The organism is Nocardioides sp. GXQ0305 (assembly GCF_050880345.1).
GTDB lineage: Bacteria > Actinomycetota > Actinomycetes > Propionibacteriales > Nocardioidaceae > Nocardioides.
Map to the genome: position 1 here is coordinate 495,746 of NZ_JBNYXG010000003.1, position 16,074 is coordinate 511,819.

15 protein-coding genes are annotated in these 16,074 nt (G+C 71.9%); 6 read left to right on the forward strand and 9 right to left on the reverse strand.

Annotated features, from left to right (window positions below; translation table 11 throughout):
- Positions 1-9: 9 nt before the first annotated feature.
- The 3 genes from ACQ1X7_RS10970 to ACQ1X7_RS10980 all read right to left on the reverse strand — a co-directional run bounded on the left by ACQ1X7_RS10970 (position 10) and on the right by ACQ1X7_RS10980 (position 5,703).
- Positions 10-3,822 carry a BREX system ATP-binding domain-containing protein gene (locus ACQ1X7_RS10970; protein ID WP_432478224.1) on the reverse strand — a complete coding sequence of 1,271 codons (3,813 nt, stop codon included), beginning with the start codon at positions 3,820-3,822 and terminating at the stop codon, positions 10-12.
- A gap of 73 nt (positions 3,823-3,895) precedes the next feature.
- The gene (locus ACQ1X7_RS10975) at positions 3,896-4,855 is read right to left on the reverse strand and encodes a hypothetical protein (RefSeq protein WP_432478225.1); all 960 of its coding nucleotides are present in this window, start codon (positions 4,853-4,855) and stop codon (positions 3,896-3,898) included.
- A 188-nt stretch (positions 4,856-5,043) separates the two neighbouring features.
- Complete coding sequence (locus ACQ1X7_RS10980) at positions 5,044-5,703, reverse strand: Crp/Fnr family transcriptional regulator (protein WP_432478226.1); 660 nt, start codon at positions 5,701-5,703, stop codon at positions 5,044-5,046.
- A gap of 279 nt (positions 5,704-5,982) precedes the next feature.
- Here ACQ1X7_RS10980 and ACQ1X7_RS10985 point away from each other — a divergent pair, with 279 nt between their 5' ends.
- Both ACQ1X7_RS10985 and ACQ1X7_RS10990 read left to right on the forward strand, forming a co-directional pair.
- Entirely contained in the window at positions 5,983-6,525 is a 543-nt protein-coding gene (locus tag ACQ1X7_RS10985; RefSeq protein ID WP_432478227.1) for a hypothetical protein, read from the forward strand.
- 115 nt (positions 6,526-6,640) lie between these two features.
- Positions 6,641-7,168, forward strand: coding sequence for a hypothetical protein (locus ACQ1X7_RS10990; RefSeq protein ID WP_432478228.1), 528 nt, complete (start codon positions 6,641-6,643; stop codon positions 7,166-7,168).
- A gap of 115 nt (positions 7,169-7,283) precedes the next feature.
- Here the strand turns inward: ACQ1X7_RS10990 and ACQ1X7_RS10995 are convergent, their stop codons facing one another.
- Positions 7,284-7,505: a hypothetical protein gene (locus tag ACQ1X7_RS10995; RefSeq protein ID WP_432478229.1), complete on the reverse strand. Its 222-nt coding sequence runs from the start codon at positions 7,503-7,505 to the stop codon at positions 7,284-7,286.
- Between the two features lie 840 nt (positions 7,506-8,345).
- Between ACQ1X7_RS10995 and ACQ1X7_RS11000 the strand changes: the two genes are divergently transcribed.
- Both ACQ1X7_RS11000 and ACQ1X7_RS11005 read left to right on the forward strand, forming a co-directional pair.
- Positions 8,346-8,600: a hypothetical protein gene (locus tag ACQ1X7_RS11000; protein WP_432478230.1), complete on the forward strand. Its 255-nt coding sequence runs from the start codon at positions 8,346-8,348 to the stop codon at positions 8,598-8,600.
- Positions 8,601-8,763: 163 nt separating this feature from the next.
- On the forward strand, positions 8,764-9,231 hold the full coding sequence (locus ACQ1X7_RS11005) for a hypothetical protein (protein WP_432478231.1): 468 nt from the start codon (positions 8,764-8,766) through the stop codon (positions 9,229-9,231).
- Positions 9,232-9,369: 138 nt separating this feature from the next.
- On the opposite strand, the gene ACQ1X7_RS11010 is transcribed toward ACQ1X7_RS11005, so the two are convergent.
- The 4 genes from ACQ1X7_RS11010 to ACQ1X7_RS11025 form a co-directional block, all read right to left on the reverse strand.
- The gene (locus ACQ1X7_RS11010) at positions 9,370-11,250 is read right to left on the reverse strand and encodes a CocE/NonD family hydrolase (protein ID WP_432478232.1); all 1,881 of its coding nucleotides are present in this window, start codon (positions 11,248-11,250) and stop codon (positions 9,370-9,372) included.
- A gap of 58 nt (positions 11,251-11,308) precedes the next feature.
- Positions 11,309-11,464, reverse strand: coding sequence for a hypothetical protein (locus ACQ1X7_RS11015; RefSeq protein WP_432478233.1), 156 nt, complete (start codon positions 11,462-11,464; stop codon positions 11,309-11,311).
- A gap of 32 nt (positions 11,465-11,496) precedes the next feature.
- Entirely contained in the window at positions 11,497-12,267 is a 771-nt protein-coding gene (locus ACQ1X7_RS11020) for a DUF4097 family beta strand repeat-containing protein (protein WP_432478234.1), read from the reverse strand.
- A 73-nt stretch (positions 12,268-12,340) separates the two neighbouring features.
- Positions 12,341-12,859: a toxin-antitoxin system HicB family antitoxin gene (locus tag ACQ1X7_RS11025; protein ID WP_432478235.1), complete on the reverse strand. Its 519-nt coding sequence runs from the start codon at positions 12,857-12,859 to the stop codon at positions 12,341-12,343.
- Between the two features lie 179 nt (positions 12,860-13,038).
- Between ACQ1X7_RS11025 and ACQ1X7_RS11030 the strand changes: the two genes are divergently transcribed.
- Both ACQ1X7_RS11030 and ACQ1X7_RS11035 read left to right on the forward strand, forming a co-directional pair.
- A complete protein-coding gene (locus tag ACQ1X7_RS11030) occupies positions 13,039-14,772 on the forward strand; it encodes a sodium:solute symporter family protein (protein WP_432478342.1) in 1,734 nt (577 codons plus the stop codon).
- A gap of 10 nt (positions 14,773-14,782) precedes the next feature.
- Positions 14,783-15,064 (forward strand): hypothetical protein, encoded by a 282-nt coding sequence (locus ACQ1X7_RS11035; RefSeq protein ID WP_432478236.1) that lies wholly within the window; start codon positions 14,783-14,785, stop codon positions 15,062-15,064.
- Between the two features lie 4 nt (positions 15,065-15,068).
- On the opposite strand, the gene ACQ1X7_RS11040 is transcribed toward ACQ1X7_RS11035, so the two are convergent.
- Positions 15,069-15,977, reverse strand: a complete 909-nt coding sequence (locus ACQ1X7_RS11040) for an NAD-dependent epimerase/dehydratase family protein (RefSeq protein ID WP_432478237.1) — start codon at positions 15,975-15,977, stop codon at positions 15,069-15,071.
- Positions 15,978-16,074 lie beyond the last annotated feature (97 nt).

The window sequence follows — 16,074 nt, forward strand, 5'->3', positions numbered from 1 at the left end:
CGACCGTCCTCACTCCGACCGCAGGTCGGACGCCGGCTCCGCGGCCGCCGCCACGGCGGCCTCGACGTCGGCGAACGCCGCCTCGAGGTCCCGCCGGGTGGTGCGGCTGCGTGCGATCCCGACCGGAGGCGGGAGCGCGACCGGCGGGTCCGGCGCGGGTTCGCCCATCAGCCGGAACCACGAGCGGACGACCGCGGAGGGCTCGGCCTCGAAGGCCAGGCCCAGCAGGTTTTCGGCGCACTCCCTTGCCCCAGGGTCACGGCAGAGGCGCCAGCGTTCGAGGGCGATCTCGGCGGCCTCTCGCTCGTCGAGGTCCGGATCCTCGGCGAGGCGGTCGAGACCGGCCAGTGCGTGGTCACGAACCGACCTCGAGCGGCGCGTCGGATCGCGCGTGTCGGCCAGCAACTTGGCGAAGGTGGCACGTCGCACGACCGGAGCGGTTGGCCGGGCGAGCAGGTCCTCGGCCTCCGCGGCGGCGTCATGGGCCCGGGCCACGTCTCCGGTTCGCGACAGCGCCACCGCGAGGTCGGCCGAGGCTCCAGCCGCCTGGGCCAGGCGTCCCAGCCGTCGTTCGATCGCCACGAGGCGTCGCCAGACCCCCGGGTCCACGGCGAGGCCGGGCTTGGCGGTCACCCACGAGTGCAGGGCGTCGGCCGCTGTCGCCAGGTCGCCCAGCTCGAGGCTGCGCCGGACCGCAGCTGACGCGCACGGGGTGGCGTACGGATCGCCGAGGGCGGCGCGTAGCTGGGCCTCGTTGTCCAGGCTCAGCGCGAGGTGCCGGAGATAGCCGATCGCGTCCGCCAGCTGTCGGGCCTGCGCCAGCCGCTGCAGACTCTCCCTGAAGTCCCCCAGGAGATAGGCGCACCCGGCGAGGTCGCTGATCACGTGGACCTGCCGCACCGCGTCGTGTGCCTCCGTCGCTGCGACCAGGGCTGACCGGTAGTGGTCCGCGGCGGCCTCAGGGCTGCCCGCCAGTACCAATGCCACTGCGAGTGCCGACTGCGCGGTGGCCCGGGTCGTCGGATCCGGTGCATCGGCGGCACGTTCGGCAAGCTCCCGACCGTCGAGTAGGGCGTCGTCGAGCTCTCCCTGCTCACAGCGCGACAGCACCAGCAGCTCACCAGCCCGGTGGTAGCGGGGCTCGTCGACCCCGTCCACGAGCTGCATCACGCGGGCGGCTGTCTTCTCTGCTCGCCTGAACTTGCCACAGGCGTACTCCGCCTCCGCCAACACGTGGAGGCGCCGGGCGTTCGCGAGCCCATCGCCCAACGCCGGCGTTGACGGCGCCCTTCCGAGGCGCTCGACGACGTCGGTGGCCCGCCCGGCGACCAGCAGCACCTCGAGCAGTTCGATCTCCACGAGCGCGCGATCACCGTCCTCCACCAGGGGCAGCAGCCGCTCGAGCCACTGCTGGGCGCCGGCCAGGTCCCAGCTGTGACGGGCCGCCCGGGCCGCTCTGGGGAACCACCGCCGCGCGAGCCCCTGGTCGCCCAAGGGGTGGACGTGCAGGGCGATCTCGACCGGGTCCGCGCCGGGAACCGCCAGCCGCTCCACCAGGGCGCGGTGCAGACGCTCCCGCTGTACGTGGCTGGTCGACTCGTAGACCGCTCGGCGAAGGAGGTCGTGGCTGACTGCGTAGGTCTCCTCGGGATCGCCGTCCGACTGCGTCACGATGCGCTCGGCGACCAGATGCGAAGCCCGACGGCGGACCGACGACACGGTCCCACCGGCGGACAGCAGGTGGGTGAGCAGCCGCGGACCGCACGGCCGCTGCGCCACCGCCAGCACGGTGAGCAGCTCGCGGGCATCGGCCGGCAGCCGGTCGATCTGGGACGCCAGCAGACCGGCGACCGCACCGAACGTGGCGTCGGCGGCGGGCGGCGGTGGGTCGCCGGGGCGCCAGCGCGTCAGCAGGTCCTGTGCCGTCAGGCGCGCGGCGAGCGGGTTGCCACCGGCGCGAGAGCCGACGGTCCCGGCCAGCCACGCCGGAGGTGTCCCGCCGCCCGCCTGGCGCCAGGCCTCCTCGGCCAGCAGCCCGGTCCGGTCGTGGTCCAACGGCGCGAGGACGATCGTGTCGTCGTAAGGTGCCGCGGCGGCCTCGGTGCCGGCCGTCACGACGACCCCCGCCGCGCAGCCGGCCGCGGCGGTGGCCATCGCGTGCAGCAGGTCGGCGGAAGCCGCGTCGAGGCGGTCGGTGCCCTCGATCACCAGCAGGGTCGGGGCGTGGCGGGACCCGTTCCGGAGCAGCCGGCCGAGCGCCGTCTGAGCGAGCTCCGGCGCCAGCCGCCCGGTGTCGGGGTCGAGGGGCCGGCCGGTCGCTTCGCCCCCGAGCCCGAGCAACGGCCCGAGAACCTGCCCGGGATCCGGGACGTCCGGCAACGCAGCCGAGAGCGCATCCTGCCAGGCCCGGAGTGACGCGCGTGCCGATACCCCGATGAGGCCGCCGACGACGTCTCGCCAGACCTGCGGTCCCTGCCCTCGCAGGTGGTCCGCGACGTCGACGGAGACGGGGACGAACCCGCGGGTCCGCGCGCGGATCACAACCTCCTGGACGATCCGGGTCTTGCCGATGCCCGGGGGACCCTGGATCGCAAGCGCCCCGCCTCTTCCGGTTGCCACGGCGTCGAGCAGCCCCTCGATGCGCGCGACCTCTGCGTCGCGACCCACCAGCAGCGGTAGTGCGGCAGACGTGGGTCGCGCCCGGGCCCGGCGCCAGCCCGCGACCCGGTGCACGACAACGGGAGCACCACATCCCTTGAGGGAGTGTCGCGCCGGAGGGCCGGCCTGTCGCAGGTGGCGTGAGGCCTGCTGCCAGGTCCGGTCGTCGACAAGCATGCTCCCCGCGGCTGCGCGCTGGCTGAGCCTGGCGGCGACATTGACCGCGAGGCCTGTGTGGGTCGGGAACAGGCGGGAGCGCGAGCCCAGGACGGCGGCGAAGACCGGCCCGGTCGCGATGCCCACGGCGGCCTGCAGCTCGTGCCGCTGCAGGTCCGCCATCGCGTGTACGGCGCGGGCGGCGTCGTCCGGATGCGCGACGGGCGCACCGAGGACCACCATCGCCAGGATCCCCTTGTCGCCGCCGGAGACCTGGACGACCTCGCCCCCGGACGCGTGGACCAGGTCCATGAGCGTGGCCACCCGGCCCAGGAAGGGGAGCACGGCATCCGGGCGCACGGCGGGGTAGCGCACGAACACCACCGTGACGGTCCGGTGGCTCTCCCCGAGCGTCCGGTCGTGCCGCAGTCGGTCGAGGAGGGCAGCGGGGAGCAGCCGGTCGACGTCCACGGACGGCGCCGGTACGACGGGTCCCGACGGAACGGCCACCGGTCCTTTCGTGTCCCGGACCGACGTTGCGGAGGCATCCGCTGCGACCGACCCGACCGCCGCCTCCTCCTGTGCCGCGTGGGCGAGGTCCAGACCCGGACCCACCTGCACCGGGAGCAGTCGGCCCCCGGCGCGGGCGACGGCCGTCGCGACTGCTCCGCGCGCGACCCCCACCCGAACCCGCACCTCCAGCGGGCCGGTGGGGGTGTCGATCCCCTCGACGCCCGCGGTCAGGTCCTGGACCCTCGCGGCCGCAACGAGGGCGGCGTCGACTGTCGGCCCGGGTGGTCCGTCGAAGACCATCGAGAGACTGTCACCACCGAAGGCCACAGGGTCGCCGCCCGCCGCGACGACGACGTCGGTGACCCCGGCGAAGTATCTCCGGAGGACCCGGCTCAACCCCTCGGTGCCACGGCTCCCCCAGGGGGAGAGCCGGTCGGTCAGCGAGGTGAACCCGGCGAGGTCGACCGCCATTGTCGTGGCGTCCTGCACCAGCACCCGATCACTGCTGAACAGGTCGTGGGTGAAGCATCGCCTCGGCGCAAGAGCAGCTGCCTCCGTGGCTCCTCCTTCATCCTTGGGCGACGAGTGGACCCTGGTCGGCGGAGGTCAGTCCCGCGCATCCCACCACCGTGATCTGGCTACGCACCTGGAAACGCACCCGGTCGGTGGTCCGGCCCGTCACCTTGACGCCGTTGTCGTAGCACTGGATGTCTGTCGATCCCTGTGTGAAGACGTAGGTCCGGTCGGCGCGGCCGTCACCGTCGACGTCGCGTGGTGCACGCACCTCCACCGGCTCGGCCTCCCCGAGGTGGACCTCGTTGATGTGGCGGACCAGGAGACGCCGGCTTCCGAAGATCCGCACCGACACTCGGTCCGTGGTGTTGTGGGGTCTGACCACATTTGTCGGCGAGGCCGGCAACAGGTCGACTCGAGGTTCGAGGACCGGCAGGTCACAGTTGATCACGCGGAGGTTGACGAAATGCGCCCTGAGGTTGGGCTCGGGCGCGAGTCCGAGCCGGTCGCCGGCCTGGACGTCGGTCAACGGGATCGAGATCGGTGCCGAGGCGATGACGAAGAGCTGGTCGAGCTCTCCCGGGTCCAGTCCCCACGGCTCGGCGGGATCGAGGTCACTGCGCAATGCCGTGGTCGCCGTTCCAACGCGGGTAGCAGGGTGGATGCTGCCGTCCAGGGCGTGGAAGACGACCTGACCGGAGTCCTCGGTGACAGCGCGTTGGAAGTTGAGGAAACCTTCAGGGGCTTTCCAGACCTCGTACGTCACGCTCGTCGTTGCCTCGGGCGGAAGGGGTTCCTGGCTGCTCTCGAAGACCCCGGAGTACCCGGTCCTCCCGCGCACCCGATCCGCACAGGTGTCCGCTCGCGTGCCGCCGGGGGGCGCGAACATCGCCTCGCCCACGCTTGGGTCGTGGAAGCGCCAGCGTGCTTGTGCGGGTGCTGTAGTGGCCGCCAGGAGGGCGGCGAGCGCAGCGAGCGCAGCTCCGGTCGCGATGGTCTTGGTGCGGAGTGTCATGACCCGTTCTCCCCGTATTGCGCGTCACACCGCCGACTTCCGACGGTAGGCCGGTCGGTCCGCGGGGTCAACGCCACCTGTGATGGACGGCTCGACGCTGCCACGAGGGATCGCCGACCTCTGTCGGCATGCCGACATCCCCAACGTCGGCCTGCCGACATCCCGGACCAGGTCGGTCGGTACCGGCCTCAGCGGCCGGCGCGGCGCTCCAGCACCGCGCGATCCAAGACCTCGAGCTGTCCGCGTCCGAGTGACACTGCGCCCTGGTGGGAGAGTCGGCCAAGGATCTCGTTGACCGTCGGTCGGGATCCGCCGGCGAGTTCGGCGATCTCTCGCTGCGCGAGCGGGATCCGCACAGGGGCGCCGGTCCCGTCGCCGTAGACCTCGACCAGGTCGAGAAGGCGTCTGGCCACGCGGCGCTCGACGCTCACGTAGAGCGCCTCGAGCAGCCGGTGGCTGAGCCGGTCGACGTGGTCGGCCAGCATCCGGACCATCAGCCGGTCCACCGAGGCGTCCGCGCGACGGAGCGCATCGAAGCTTGAGTACGCCAGGGCCCGCGTCTCGGTTGGTTCGACGGCCATGGCCGTCGCCGTGCGGGTGCGGTGCGTGACGAGCAAGCCGAGCTCCCCGAAGGTCTCGCCGGGACCGAGCACGTCGAGCATGCACAGGTCGCCGCTCTGGGTCGTCACCCTGATCGCCACCGCGCCGCTGCGAATTTGATGGATGGAGTCGGCAGCATCCCCCTCGTGGAACAGCACCTCGCCCCGCGCAAACGTCCGCCGGCGCGTGGCCTCGGCGAGACTCTGTCGCTGCGCGTCCGATAGCCCTTCGAACAGCCGCCACTCCACCTCGACAAGTCAACCACCGCGCGTCCTTGCGTCAAGGGCAGCACCGGTCGGCTGGGGCTTGTGTCGGGAGTCGGACACCCAGTGGGTCGGCGAGCGGACATCGCCCACGCCCGTGTGGTCACAGCATCGACGTACCGAAGCCCGGTCGGGCACCGCCGCCGTCGAAGGCCGGTGACGACACGAGACGAGGAGCCCACCATGACAAGTGCAGCAGCAGCCACCGCCGAGCTCGCGACCCAGCCGCAGGGCGGCTCGGACGTGGCCCGCGGGGAGCGTCCCATGTCAGCGACGGCTCGTCGCTTCGTCGGGATCGGTAACATCGCGGCCGGGGGAATCGGACTGGTGGTCCTGATCGCCGCCTACGGACTGGCCGAACAGATGGTCGTCGCGCAGGAGGGCGCACCGGCGGGCGCGCTCGCGAAGGGTCCCCTGCTGCCCTGGGGTCCGGAACTCCAGATGAGCCTCAACATGAGCCTCCTCCTGCTCGGAGCTGCTGCTGGTCTGGTGGGGAGCGTCATCCAGCAGAGCATCGTCTTCGCCTTGCGAGCCGGTCACGAGTCCCTGGAGCGTGGCTACGTCTGGTGGTACCTGCTTCGGCCCGTGTGGTCGATGCTGCTGGGTGCCGTCAGCGTCATCGCGGTGAACGCCGGGTTCGTCAGCATCGGTGACGCCACGACGTCCGCGGCGGGCGTCACCGTCTTGGCAACCGCCGGAGCCCTCGCCGGACTTAGCACCGACCAAGCCCTGCAGAAGGTCCAGAGGCTGCTCGGAGCCACCCCACCGGCCGCGCCCGCGAGCGAAGCAACGCCAGGCCCGACCTGAACCAGACTCGGTCGACCGCCTCATGCGGCGCTGGACGAAGGCCAGCGGGCGACCGGCCATCTCGCCATCTCTAGTCATCCCGTGACCGTCCGGTCACTCATCGAAAGGAAACGCCATGTCGATCGCCGAAACATCGCTCGACTCATGGTCCACCAGGCGGCCTGTCCGTCTGATCGCCACGTCACTCATCGTGGCGCTCCTCGCGGCGCTCGCTGCAACGTTCACCGCCACGCTCAGTGCCGCCCCGGCGCAGGCACTGTGTGCCGGCCCCAGTCCGCTCAGCGGCAGCTGGCGCAACATCGACGCGAACACCACGTCGACCACCCGGGTAGAGCTGAATTGGGGATGCGCCGACCAAGCGCTGTGCGACGAAAACGGGAGCTGCGCCTATCCCGCGGGCTGGGTGCGTGTCTTCGGTCGCTGCCATCCGTCCGACTGCGACTGGGGGAGTCGCACCATCTACGTGAAAGAGGATGGCTGGCGGAAGGCGACCTACAGCCTGAGCTGGGCGACCAAGCACGTGTGGGTCAGGCCCTATCAGTACTACGGCCGGACCTACCTCCGAGTCTGGGTCCAAACCGACTTCACTGCAGCCGACGGACGTCAGGACTACACCACCGACGTGTGGATGCTGAAGTCGTGACCGGCGCGGAGGCCCTCCGCGCCCAGCGGCTTGAGCGCCCGCCAAGAGTGGAAGTGAGCGGCGTGGGTGCCCACGATCCGCGCGGTATGTAGCCACGACCTCCAATCAAGTGTGTTCATCGCACCCACACTCGGTGCCGGCCGACGCGACGGGAGCCCACCGCGAGAACCCTGGCGAGCTCGTCACCCCAGGCGTAGTCGATGACGGTGCGGCCTGGTCGCTCAACGCCGACGCATGCGATGACGTCGAGCCAGTTGAGGTCGTGGCCGGGTGCGGCCCAGCTGTTTGAGAGCCCGGCAGCCGACGTGCCGTTGTGGATGTTGGCGCCCGCGGTCATCGCCCCCTCCTCGTGGTGCGCCAGGAAGGTGAAGTGCGGATGCTCGCGTCTGAAGGCAGCAGCACCCCCGTCGTCTCGTGTTGCACGTTCCACCCGGTCAACGCGCGGGGGTCGTCAACGTTCGACCATCCGGCGGGAAAGGACGCCCGGGGACTCCTATCCGGGGGACGAGAGACCCACGTGGCGTCGATCAGCAGCTCGAAGCCGCACGGGGCGAGGTTGACGTCGCCGAACGGGTCGGCCGCTGATCCGTGCTCGTGCGGCTCCATGGCCTCGAGCACGGAGCCGGCGTCGACGCCGGGCTCGACTGTCTTCACGACCGAGTGCCAGGCCGGCGCCGGGTCGGCCGAGATCCAAAGCCCGCCGGAACTCGAGGCTGCAATGCCGTGCGCCGCGAACACGTTCGTCGTACCACGAGACGCTGGCCGACACGGCGTCCTCGCGGACGTGGATCCATCACGCCATACTGCGCCAGCACAAGGGGGACGGGGGACTGGCTGCCCTTCTGGGGAGCAAGCGACACGCGCACACCGGCGGAGCCGGATGTTCCGACCACACGTCGGTGGGCCAGGCGAGCATCGCTTGACACGTGGGCGCGAGGCGGACCACGGAGACCCTCAGCCTTGCGCTCGGCGGTCGATCCCTCGGACCGCACGCTTCCGAGCCGCGCCTTGAACTGCTCGTCATCCGTGGCCGAGGGGCGTCATCTGCAGGGCCGGTGTGTCGGTCATCGGACACCCGCGGGGTCGGCCATCGAACACCGCTGATGCCGCTCCGGTCGCAGCATCGAAGTGCCGATCGGGCGGCAACCGACCAGAGACGCGAACGGAGCTGAGTCAGATGGACACGCTCATCCAGGACATCGCACAGCAGGTGCGCATCCACCTCCGTACCGAGCTGCTCCGGCTCGCCAGGGACGAGGAGAACGCCGCGGCAGACGCAGCTGCGCGGGTCCACTACTGGGAGGCACTCCCTCCCGTGGTCTCGGGCCATCGCGAGTGTGCCCTCGTTCTCCGGCGCGCGGCCGACGCCATCGACACTCCGCGTGGTCCGACCCACCGCAATGCCCCCGAGCCGACGCCGAGCCATGTCTAGCTTGCGCGCCGGCCGGGGTCGGGATCCCCCTGTGACATCCGGGTGCCGGTACACCCGGCGCCCCAACACAAGCCACCAACCGCACTGCACCACTGCCGCACCTAGCGGCGATCACCAACACCCGAGAAGGAGAAGCACCATGTCCCGAATTCGATTCCGCGCCGTGACCGCCCCGATCCTGGCCGCCGGTCTGCTCGGCGGTCTGGCCACCACCCCGGCCGAGGCGGTCGCGCCGCCGCCGAACGACCTGTTCAGCCGTGCTGAGGTCCTGACCGCCGGAGGCTGTAACGCCTTTGCCGAGGGGGACATCTTCGGTGCCACCGGTCAGACCGGGGAGCTGGCGCACTACAGCTCCGCCTCCAGGCCGAAGCAGTCGGCGTGGTCGACGTGGCGGTCCCCGGTGACCGACACCGTCGTCATCGACACCGTCGGCAGCGACTACGACACGATCCTCGCGGTCTACCGGGGTTCCCGCCTGGCCCAGCTGTCGCGCATCGCGGCCAACGACGACGCCGGTGGCAACCTCACGAGCCGCGTCACCTTCGATGCCCAGGCTGGCGTCACGTACCGCATCGCCGTGGACTCGTTCGGTGGCGCGGAGGGCAACTACCTGCTCAACGTCACCTGCTAGTCACCGGGTGAGCACTCGGCCGGCCACGGGGGAGCCGACCGTCTCGCAGCCGGGTCCGCACCGCGGTCCCGGCTGCGCGCCTGCCCGCAGCCACCCGAGGCGAAGCCTGCCTGGGCGGTCAGGGCGTGAGCCTGCGGCTCACCGCGTCGGCAGCGTCACCGTCGACGGGTGCCCGGGCGAGGTGTGGATGGTCATCGGCACCAGCGTCGAGGGCAGGTCGGGCACCGGCGGCACCAGGTGGGGGACGTCGAACGCCTGGACGCTCACCCGCAACCGGTGGCCGGGGCGGATCGCCGCGCCGGTCGGGAACACCTCGACGTCGACCGGCCGCACCTCGCCCTGCGGGAGGGGTGCGCGCGCCTCGCGGGTGAAGGGGTGCCACGGCTGGACGAGCTCACCGTCGAGGAAGGTGCTGCGACGCCGGTCGAGGGCGCGGTGGGAGACGACCTGCCAGCCTCCGGTGAGCCGGTCGACCGTGCCGTCGGGAGCGACGTCCTCGACGGTCACCGACCACATCCCGTCACCGCCGGGGGTGGAGGTGTGCAGCCGGGCGTTGATCGGTCCCTGGATCCGCAGGGTGTCGGTCATCGGGGCGGTCTCGAACACCACACCGGTGAGGTCGTTGAGCCGGTGGTCGCGCAGGCACGGGTTGTCGGCCCAGACCTGCTGCAGGATCCCGGCGGTCCACTGGTTGGCCGACCTGGTGCACAGGCCGCTCACCGGCACCGGGGGCACGGCCGACTCGCCGGCCTGAGCCTCTCCCGCTGCGACCAGGGCGCCGGGAGCCGCCGCAGGCGTCGCCGTGCCGGAGAGCTCGAAGGTGGTGGGCTCGAGGTCGCGGGCCAGCCACTGGCTGCGGCGCACCCAGCGGTCGGTGCCCTGCTCGTAGTAGGTCAGCGGCGCGATGTCGCTGTCGAGAGAGGGATCCGCCTTCCCCCGGACGTAGCGGTCGAACCACCGCAGCTGGAGCTCCTCCAGCTCGCCGTACCCCGCCCGGCCGACCTCGGCGCCCGAGGACCCCTGGAGGTGGTCCCACGGCCCGACGATCATCTTCGTCGGCACGCCCCGCTCGCGGAGCGCGTCGAAGACCAGGGGAGTGCCGCGCTGGAACAGGTCGTCCTGGCCGGCGACCAGGAAGGTGGGGACGTCGACCCGGTCGATCACCTCGAGGGGCGAGCGCTCGCGGTAGAAGGGGCCGTCGTACGCCGGCTCGTCGCCGAGCACGGCCGAGGCGAGCAGCGGAGCTGTGAAGGTGGTGGCGGTCGTGAGCCGGTCGACCAGGACGCCCATGCCCGAGACGGGGTCATCGGCGCCGTAGGCCGGCGGGACCAGGCCGGTGCCGGTGACCAGGCCCAGCCACAGCGGGATGAAGCCGGCGTCGATCTGGCCACCGGAGGCGACCACGTCGCGGTAGACGTCGGCGGCGGGGACCTGCGGGAAGATCGCCTTCAGACCGGCCGGCCGCCGGGACGCCGCGAAGAGCTGGGAGATCCCCATGTAGGAGGGGCCGGTCATGCCGATCCGGCCGTTGCTCCACGGCCGCCGGCGACTGTGCGCCCACTCGACGACCGCGCCGGCGTCGCGGGCCTCGCGGCGGCTGAAGGCGCCCCAGACCCCGTCGGACGAGCCGGTGCCCCGCGCGTCGACCGTGAGCTGGGCGTAGCCGCGCTTCACCAGGTAGTCGCCGGCGGCGCCGGCGAGGTCGGTGGCCCCGCCCGCCGACTTGTTGTAGGCGGTGATGGTGACCACGACCGGCAGGCGGCGGTCGACCGCGGTGCCGTCGGAGTGGGCGGGGAGGGTGAGGTCGCCGCGGAGCACCACGCCGTCGTCCATCGGGATGCGCAGGTCGGTGCGGGTGACGGTGGCCGGGTGGTCCGCCCCGCGCGGCGTCCAGCCCGACGCGAGGTCGGAGGTCGCGGTGGTGGCCGGAGCGCGATCCGCGGCGGCGGCCGGAGCCGCGGGGAGCAATCCGCCGAGGGCCAGGGCGACGGCGAGCAGTGGGACCAGACGTGAGGACATGGGCAACCCCTCCTGCCGGCCTCAACGAGCCGGGGCAGGAGGGGCTACGTGACGTCGGTCACTGCTCCAGTCGGTCGGCGACGCGGCGCAGGCCGGCGGCGACGCGGGTGCGGGTGGGCACGTGCGGCGCCGCAGGGTGGCGCGGGCGGGGGTGGCGGGCGGCCTCGTGGTGACGGCGGACCTGCTCCTCGGCCTCGACGAGGTAGATGTTCACGATGGCTCCTCCTCTCGGATGGTGTGTGCGGGTCAGCGCTGGCTGAGGACGACGTCGCCGCTGACGGTGCTGGCGCGCAGCTCCACGTGGGCGGCGCCCTCGGCGGGCTCGCCGGCGCCCTCGACGTCCGACTGGATGCGGCCGGACAAGGTGGTGATGTCGGTCCAGACCGGAGTCCCGGCCGGGATGCCGACGTGGATCGAGCCCGACGCACCCTTGGCGTGGAACCGCCCCTCGCGAGCGGTGTCGATCACCAGGTCGCCGCTGCCGGTCATCACCGACACCTCGGTCGACGCCTCGCGGAACCGGACGTCGCCCGAGCCGGTCTTGACGACGGCGGGCCCGTGGTTGCGCCCGATCTCGACGTCGCCGGACCCGGTCGACACGGCGGCGGCGGACTGGGCCTCACCGACGGTCACGTCACCGGAGCCGCACTTGATCTGCAGGTCCTCGCAGACCTGCTCCAGGTCGACGTCGCCGGACCCGGTCTTGACCTGGACCACGCCGACCGGCCCCGCGGCGGACACGTCCGCGCTGCCGGTCCGGATCGCGAGGTCGCTGCCGACGGGCAGCGAGACGTCGATGTCCAGGCTGTCGTCACCGCCGAAGAAGCCGCTGCGCCGCCGCGGCGGGATCACCCGGATCTCGCGGCCGTGCTGGCTGACCTCGACCTCGTCGGCGTGGCGTCCGGTGACGACGACCCGGGTCTCGGTCGACTCGGTCGCCGTGATGCGGACCAGGCCGGAGCCGTTCTCGGCATTCAGCTGGACGGGGTCCGGGGTGTGGAAGTGGTGCTCGGTCATGGTTCCTCCAGGGTGTGCAGGACCAGGGGGCCGACCCTCTGCCGGTCCCGTGAAGGTGGGTGGGTGTGTGGGTCTAGAGCCAGCCGCTCATCCGGCGGTTGCTCCTGCGGAAGGGGTCGAACGCGTCCAGCGGGATGCTGGTCAGGTCGCGCACGTCGGCGGCGGCGTCGAGGGTCGCCGCGCGGACGACCTTGACCAGCCAGGTGTTGAGGCTGTCTCCGGCGCGGGCCGCCTTCTCCTCGGCCCGGGCCTTGACCGACTCGGGGATCCGGAGCGTGACCCGCGCGAGACCGCCCTCGTCGGCCTCCTCGGCGGCCGGGGGCGGCGGGGGAGCCGGGGGCGCCGGCGGGCCGGCGACGTGGACCACGAAGTCGAGCTCGCGGCCGTCGAGCCGGACGTCGACGCCGCCGTCGGGCAGCTCGGCGGTGATCTCGGCGGCGGCCTGCGAGATCGCCTCCATCAGGGCGAGCCGGGCCGCCGGCGCCAGCGCGACGACGAGCCGCTCCGCGGCCTGCCTGATGTCGTCGCCCCCGGCCTCGGCGGCGGCCACCAGGTCGCTGCGGAGGCTGTCGACGTACGGGGTGATGTCCATGCGCACCACTATGACATCATCATGACGTCAATGCAACCCCGAAGTGATGTCATGTCGCCATCGCCGCGGGGGTCCCGGGTGGTCTACGGTGGGTCGCGGCCCCCGAGGGGGCAGTTGGGTCAACCGCTCGCTCGGAGGTGTCGACGACCGTGTCCGCAGTACCTGCACCGCAGCTGACGGTGATGGCCGAGACCCTGATCGACGCCAACGCGATCGACTACGGGATCCTGGTCATCTACTTCGCGTTCGTCCTCGGCATCGGCCTGCTGGCGCGGCGCCACGTGTCCGACTCGGTCGACTTCTTCCTCTCCGGCCGGTCGCTGCCCGCGTGGGTCACCGGGCTGGCGTTCATCTCCGCCAACCTCGGCGCCGTCGAGATCATGGGCATGTCGGCGTCGGGCGCGGAGTTCGGGCTGCCGACGGTGCACTACTTCTGGGTCGGCGCGATCCCGGCGATGCTGTTCCTCGGCGTCGTGATGATGCCCTTCTACTACGGCTCCAAGGTCCGGTCGGTCCCGGAGTTCATGCTCCGCCGCTTCGGACCCGGCGCCCACCTGGTCAACTCGATCTCCTTCGCCCTCGCCCAGCTGCTCATCGCCGGCGTCAACCTCTACCTGCTGGGCACCATCGTCCAGGCGCTGCTCGGGTGGTCGCTCTGGGTCGCGCTGCTGGTGGCGGCGATCATCGTGCTCTCCTACATCACCCTGGGCGGGCTCTCCGCGGCGATCTACAACGAGGTGCTGCAGTTCTTCGTGATCGTCGCCGCACTGCTCCCGCTGACGCTGTTGGGCCTCCACCGGGTCGGAGGGTGGGACGGCCTCACCCAGCGGATCACCGACGCCGCGGCGAACGCGCCGGCCAGCGCGGAGGTGCCGCCCGCCAGCGAGCAGCTCAACTCCTGGCCCGGCCAGGCGCTCTCCGGCTTCGACTCGCCGCTGCTGTCGGTGATCGGCATCGTGTTCGGCCTCGGGTTCGTGCTCTCCTTCGGCTACTGGACGACCAACTTCGTCGAGGTGCAGCGGGCGATGGCCTCCGACTCGATCAGCGCCGCGCGCCGTACGCCGATCATCGGTGCGTTCCCCAAGATGTTCGTCCCGTTCATCACCATCGTCCCCGGCATGATCGCGGCAGTGCTGGTCACCCAGCTCGCGGACTACAAGGACGGGGGGACACCGTCGGCGCCGGGACTCGGGCCGGTCGACTACAACGACTCGCTGCTGCTGCTGATGGAGGAGCTGCTGCCCAACGGCCTGCTCGGCCTGGCCATCACCGGCCTGCTGGCGGCGTTCATGGCCGGCATGGCGGCCAACGTGTCGGCGTTCAACACGGTCTTCAGCTACGACCTGTGGCAGGACTACGTGGTCAAGGACCGCAGCGACGACTACTACCTGCGCGTCGGCCGGATCGCGACCGTGGGGGCCACCGTCGTCGCCATCGGGACCGCGACGTTCGCGGCGAGCTTCCCGAACATCATGCAGTACCTCCAGACGCTGTTCAGCTTCTTCAACGCGCCGCTCTTCGCGACGTTCATCCTCGGCATGTTCTGGAAGCGGATGACCGCGACCGCCGGCTGGGTGGGCCTGGTGTCCGGCACGCTGTCGGCCGTGCTCGTCGCCTGGCTCAGCGAGGACGGCTTCGGGTCGCTCAGCCTCGGCGTGATCCCGATCTCCGGGCAGGGCGCGGCGTTCCTCGCGGCGTCGACGGCGTTCGTGGTCGACATCGCGATCAGTGTGGCGGTGTCGGTGGCGACCCGCCCGAAGCCGGTGGAGCAGCTCGTCGGGCTCGTCTACTCGGAGACGCCCAAGGAGATGCGCACCGACCCGAACGAGGCGTCGTACCCCTGGTACCGGCGCACCATCCCCATGGCCTCGCTCGCGCTGGTCATGGTCATCGCCCTGAACGTGGCGTTCTGAGGAGGCCCGGATGAACGAGACCACACCCTCGACCGGCAGGAAGACCGCGGGCGCCTTCGACGTCCGGGTGATCATCGGCGCGCTGCTGGGGATCTACGGCGCGATCCTGCTGCTGATGGGGCTGTTCGGCGACCCCGAGACCGACAAGACCGGCGGGCCCAACGCCAACCTCTGGGCCGGCCTGGCCCTGGTCGTGACCAGCGCGATCTTCCTCGCCTGGTGGCGGCTGCGCCCGATCGTCGTGCCCGATTCGGACGACCACGACCAGCTCGCCCGGCCGCCCGAGCACTGACCGGTCAACCGCGCAGCCCGGCGTCGATCTCGGCGAGGGCCCCGTCGAGGCTGACGGCGGGCTTCCAGCCCCACGCGTGCGCGCGGTCGGCGACGACCTGGCCGGTCCACGCCGGGCCGTCCTCCCACACCGGACGTACGCCGAGCGCGGCGGTGACGGTCCCGAGGTAGTCGCGCCAGGTGGCGGGCCCGGCCGCGACGTTGACCGGCGTGCAGCCGCCCGCGACCGGGCCGGCGTCCGGGTCGGGTGACGTCGGGACCGCGCCGGTGGCGACGGCGGCGGCGAGGTCGGCGAGGTCGGTGACGTGGACCCACGCCCACGTCCGGTCCGGGACCGTGTGCCGCTGCCGCTCGTCGGCGCGGACGTCGGCGGGCCGGAGCGTGTTCCAGATCGAGCTGTCGCCGGGGCCGAGGATGGCCGGTGGCCGCAGCAGCACCCGGGTGGGTCCGTCGACCCCCGCGAGGGCGGCGTCGGCGTCGCGCTTGGTCACTGGGTAGTCGCCCGCGTCGTCGGCCACGAGCGCGGACCGCTCGTCGACGTCGCCGACGCCCGGCGAGCGGTCGTAGACGGCGGCGGTCGAGACGTGGACGAAGCGGTCGACCCCTGCGTCGGCAGCCGCCCGGGCGACGGCTGTCGTCCCCTCGACCCCGATCCGCCGCTGGGTCTCCCGGTCGCTCCCCATCGGGTGGACGGTGGTGACGACGGCGTCGGCGCCCCGTGTCACGTCGCTCGCGAGGGCGGGGTCGTGGAAGTCGCCGACCCGCTCGTCGACGCCGTCGAGCCGCGGCGCGGTCCCAGCGCGGCGTACGACGGCGCGCACCGCGGCGCCGCGCTCGACGAGGGCCGCGCAGACGTGGACGCCGACGAGGCCGTTGGCACCGGTCACCACCACCGTGGGCTGGCTGTCGCTCATGCCGCCAGCCTGTCACGCGGTCCGTGACGGGTGTTTCGAGACGGCTCACTCGGCCCGTCGCGCGCTCCGGTCCGAGCCGAGCTTCCTCAACCCCATC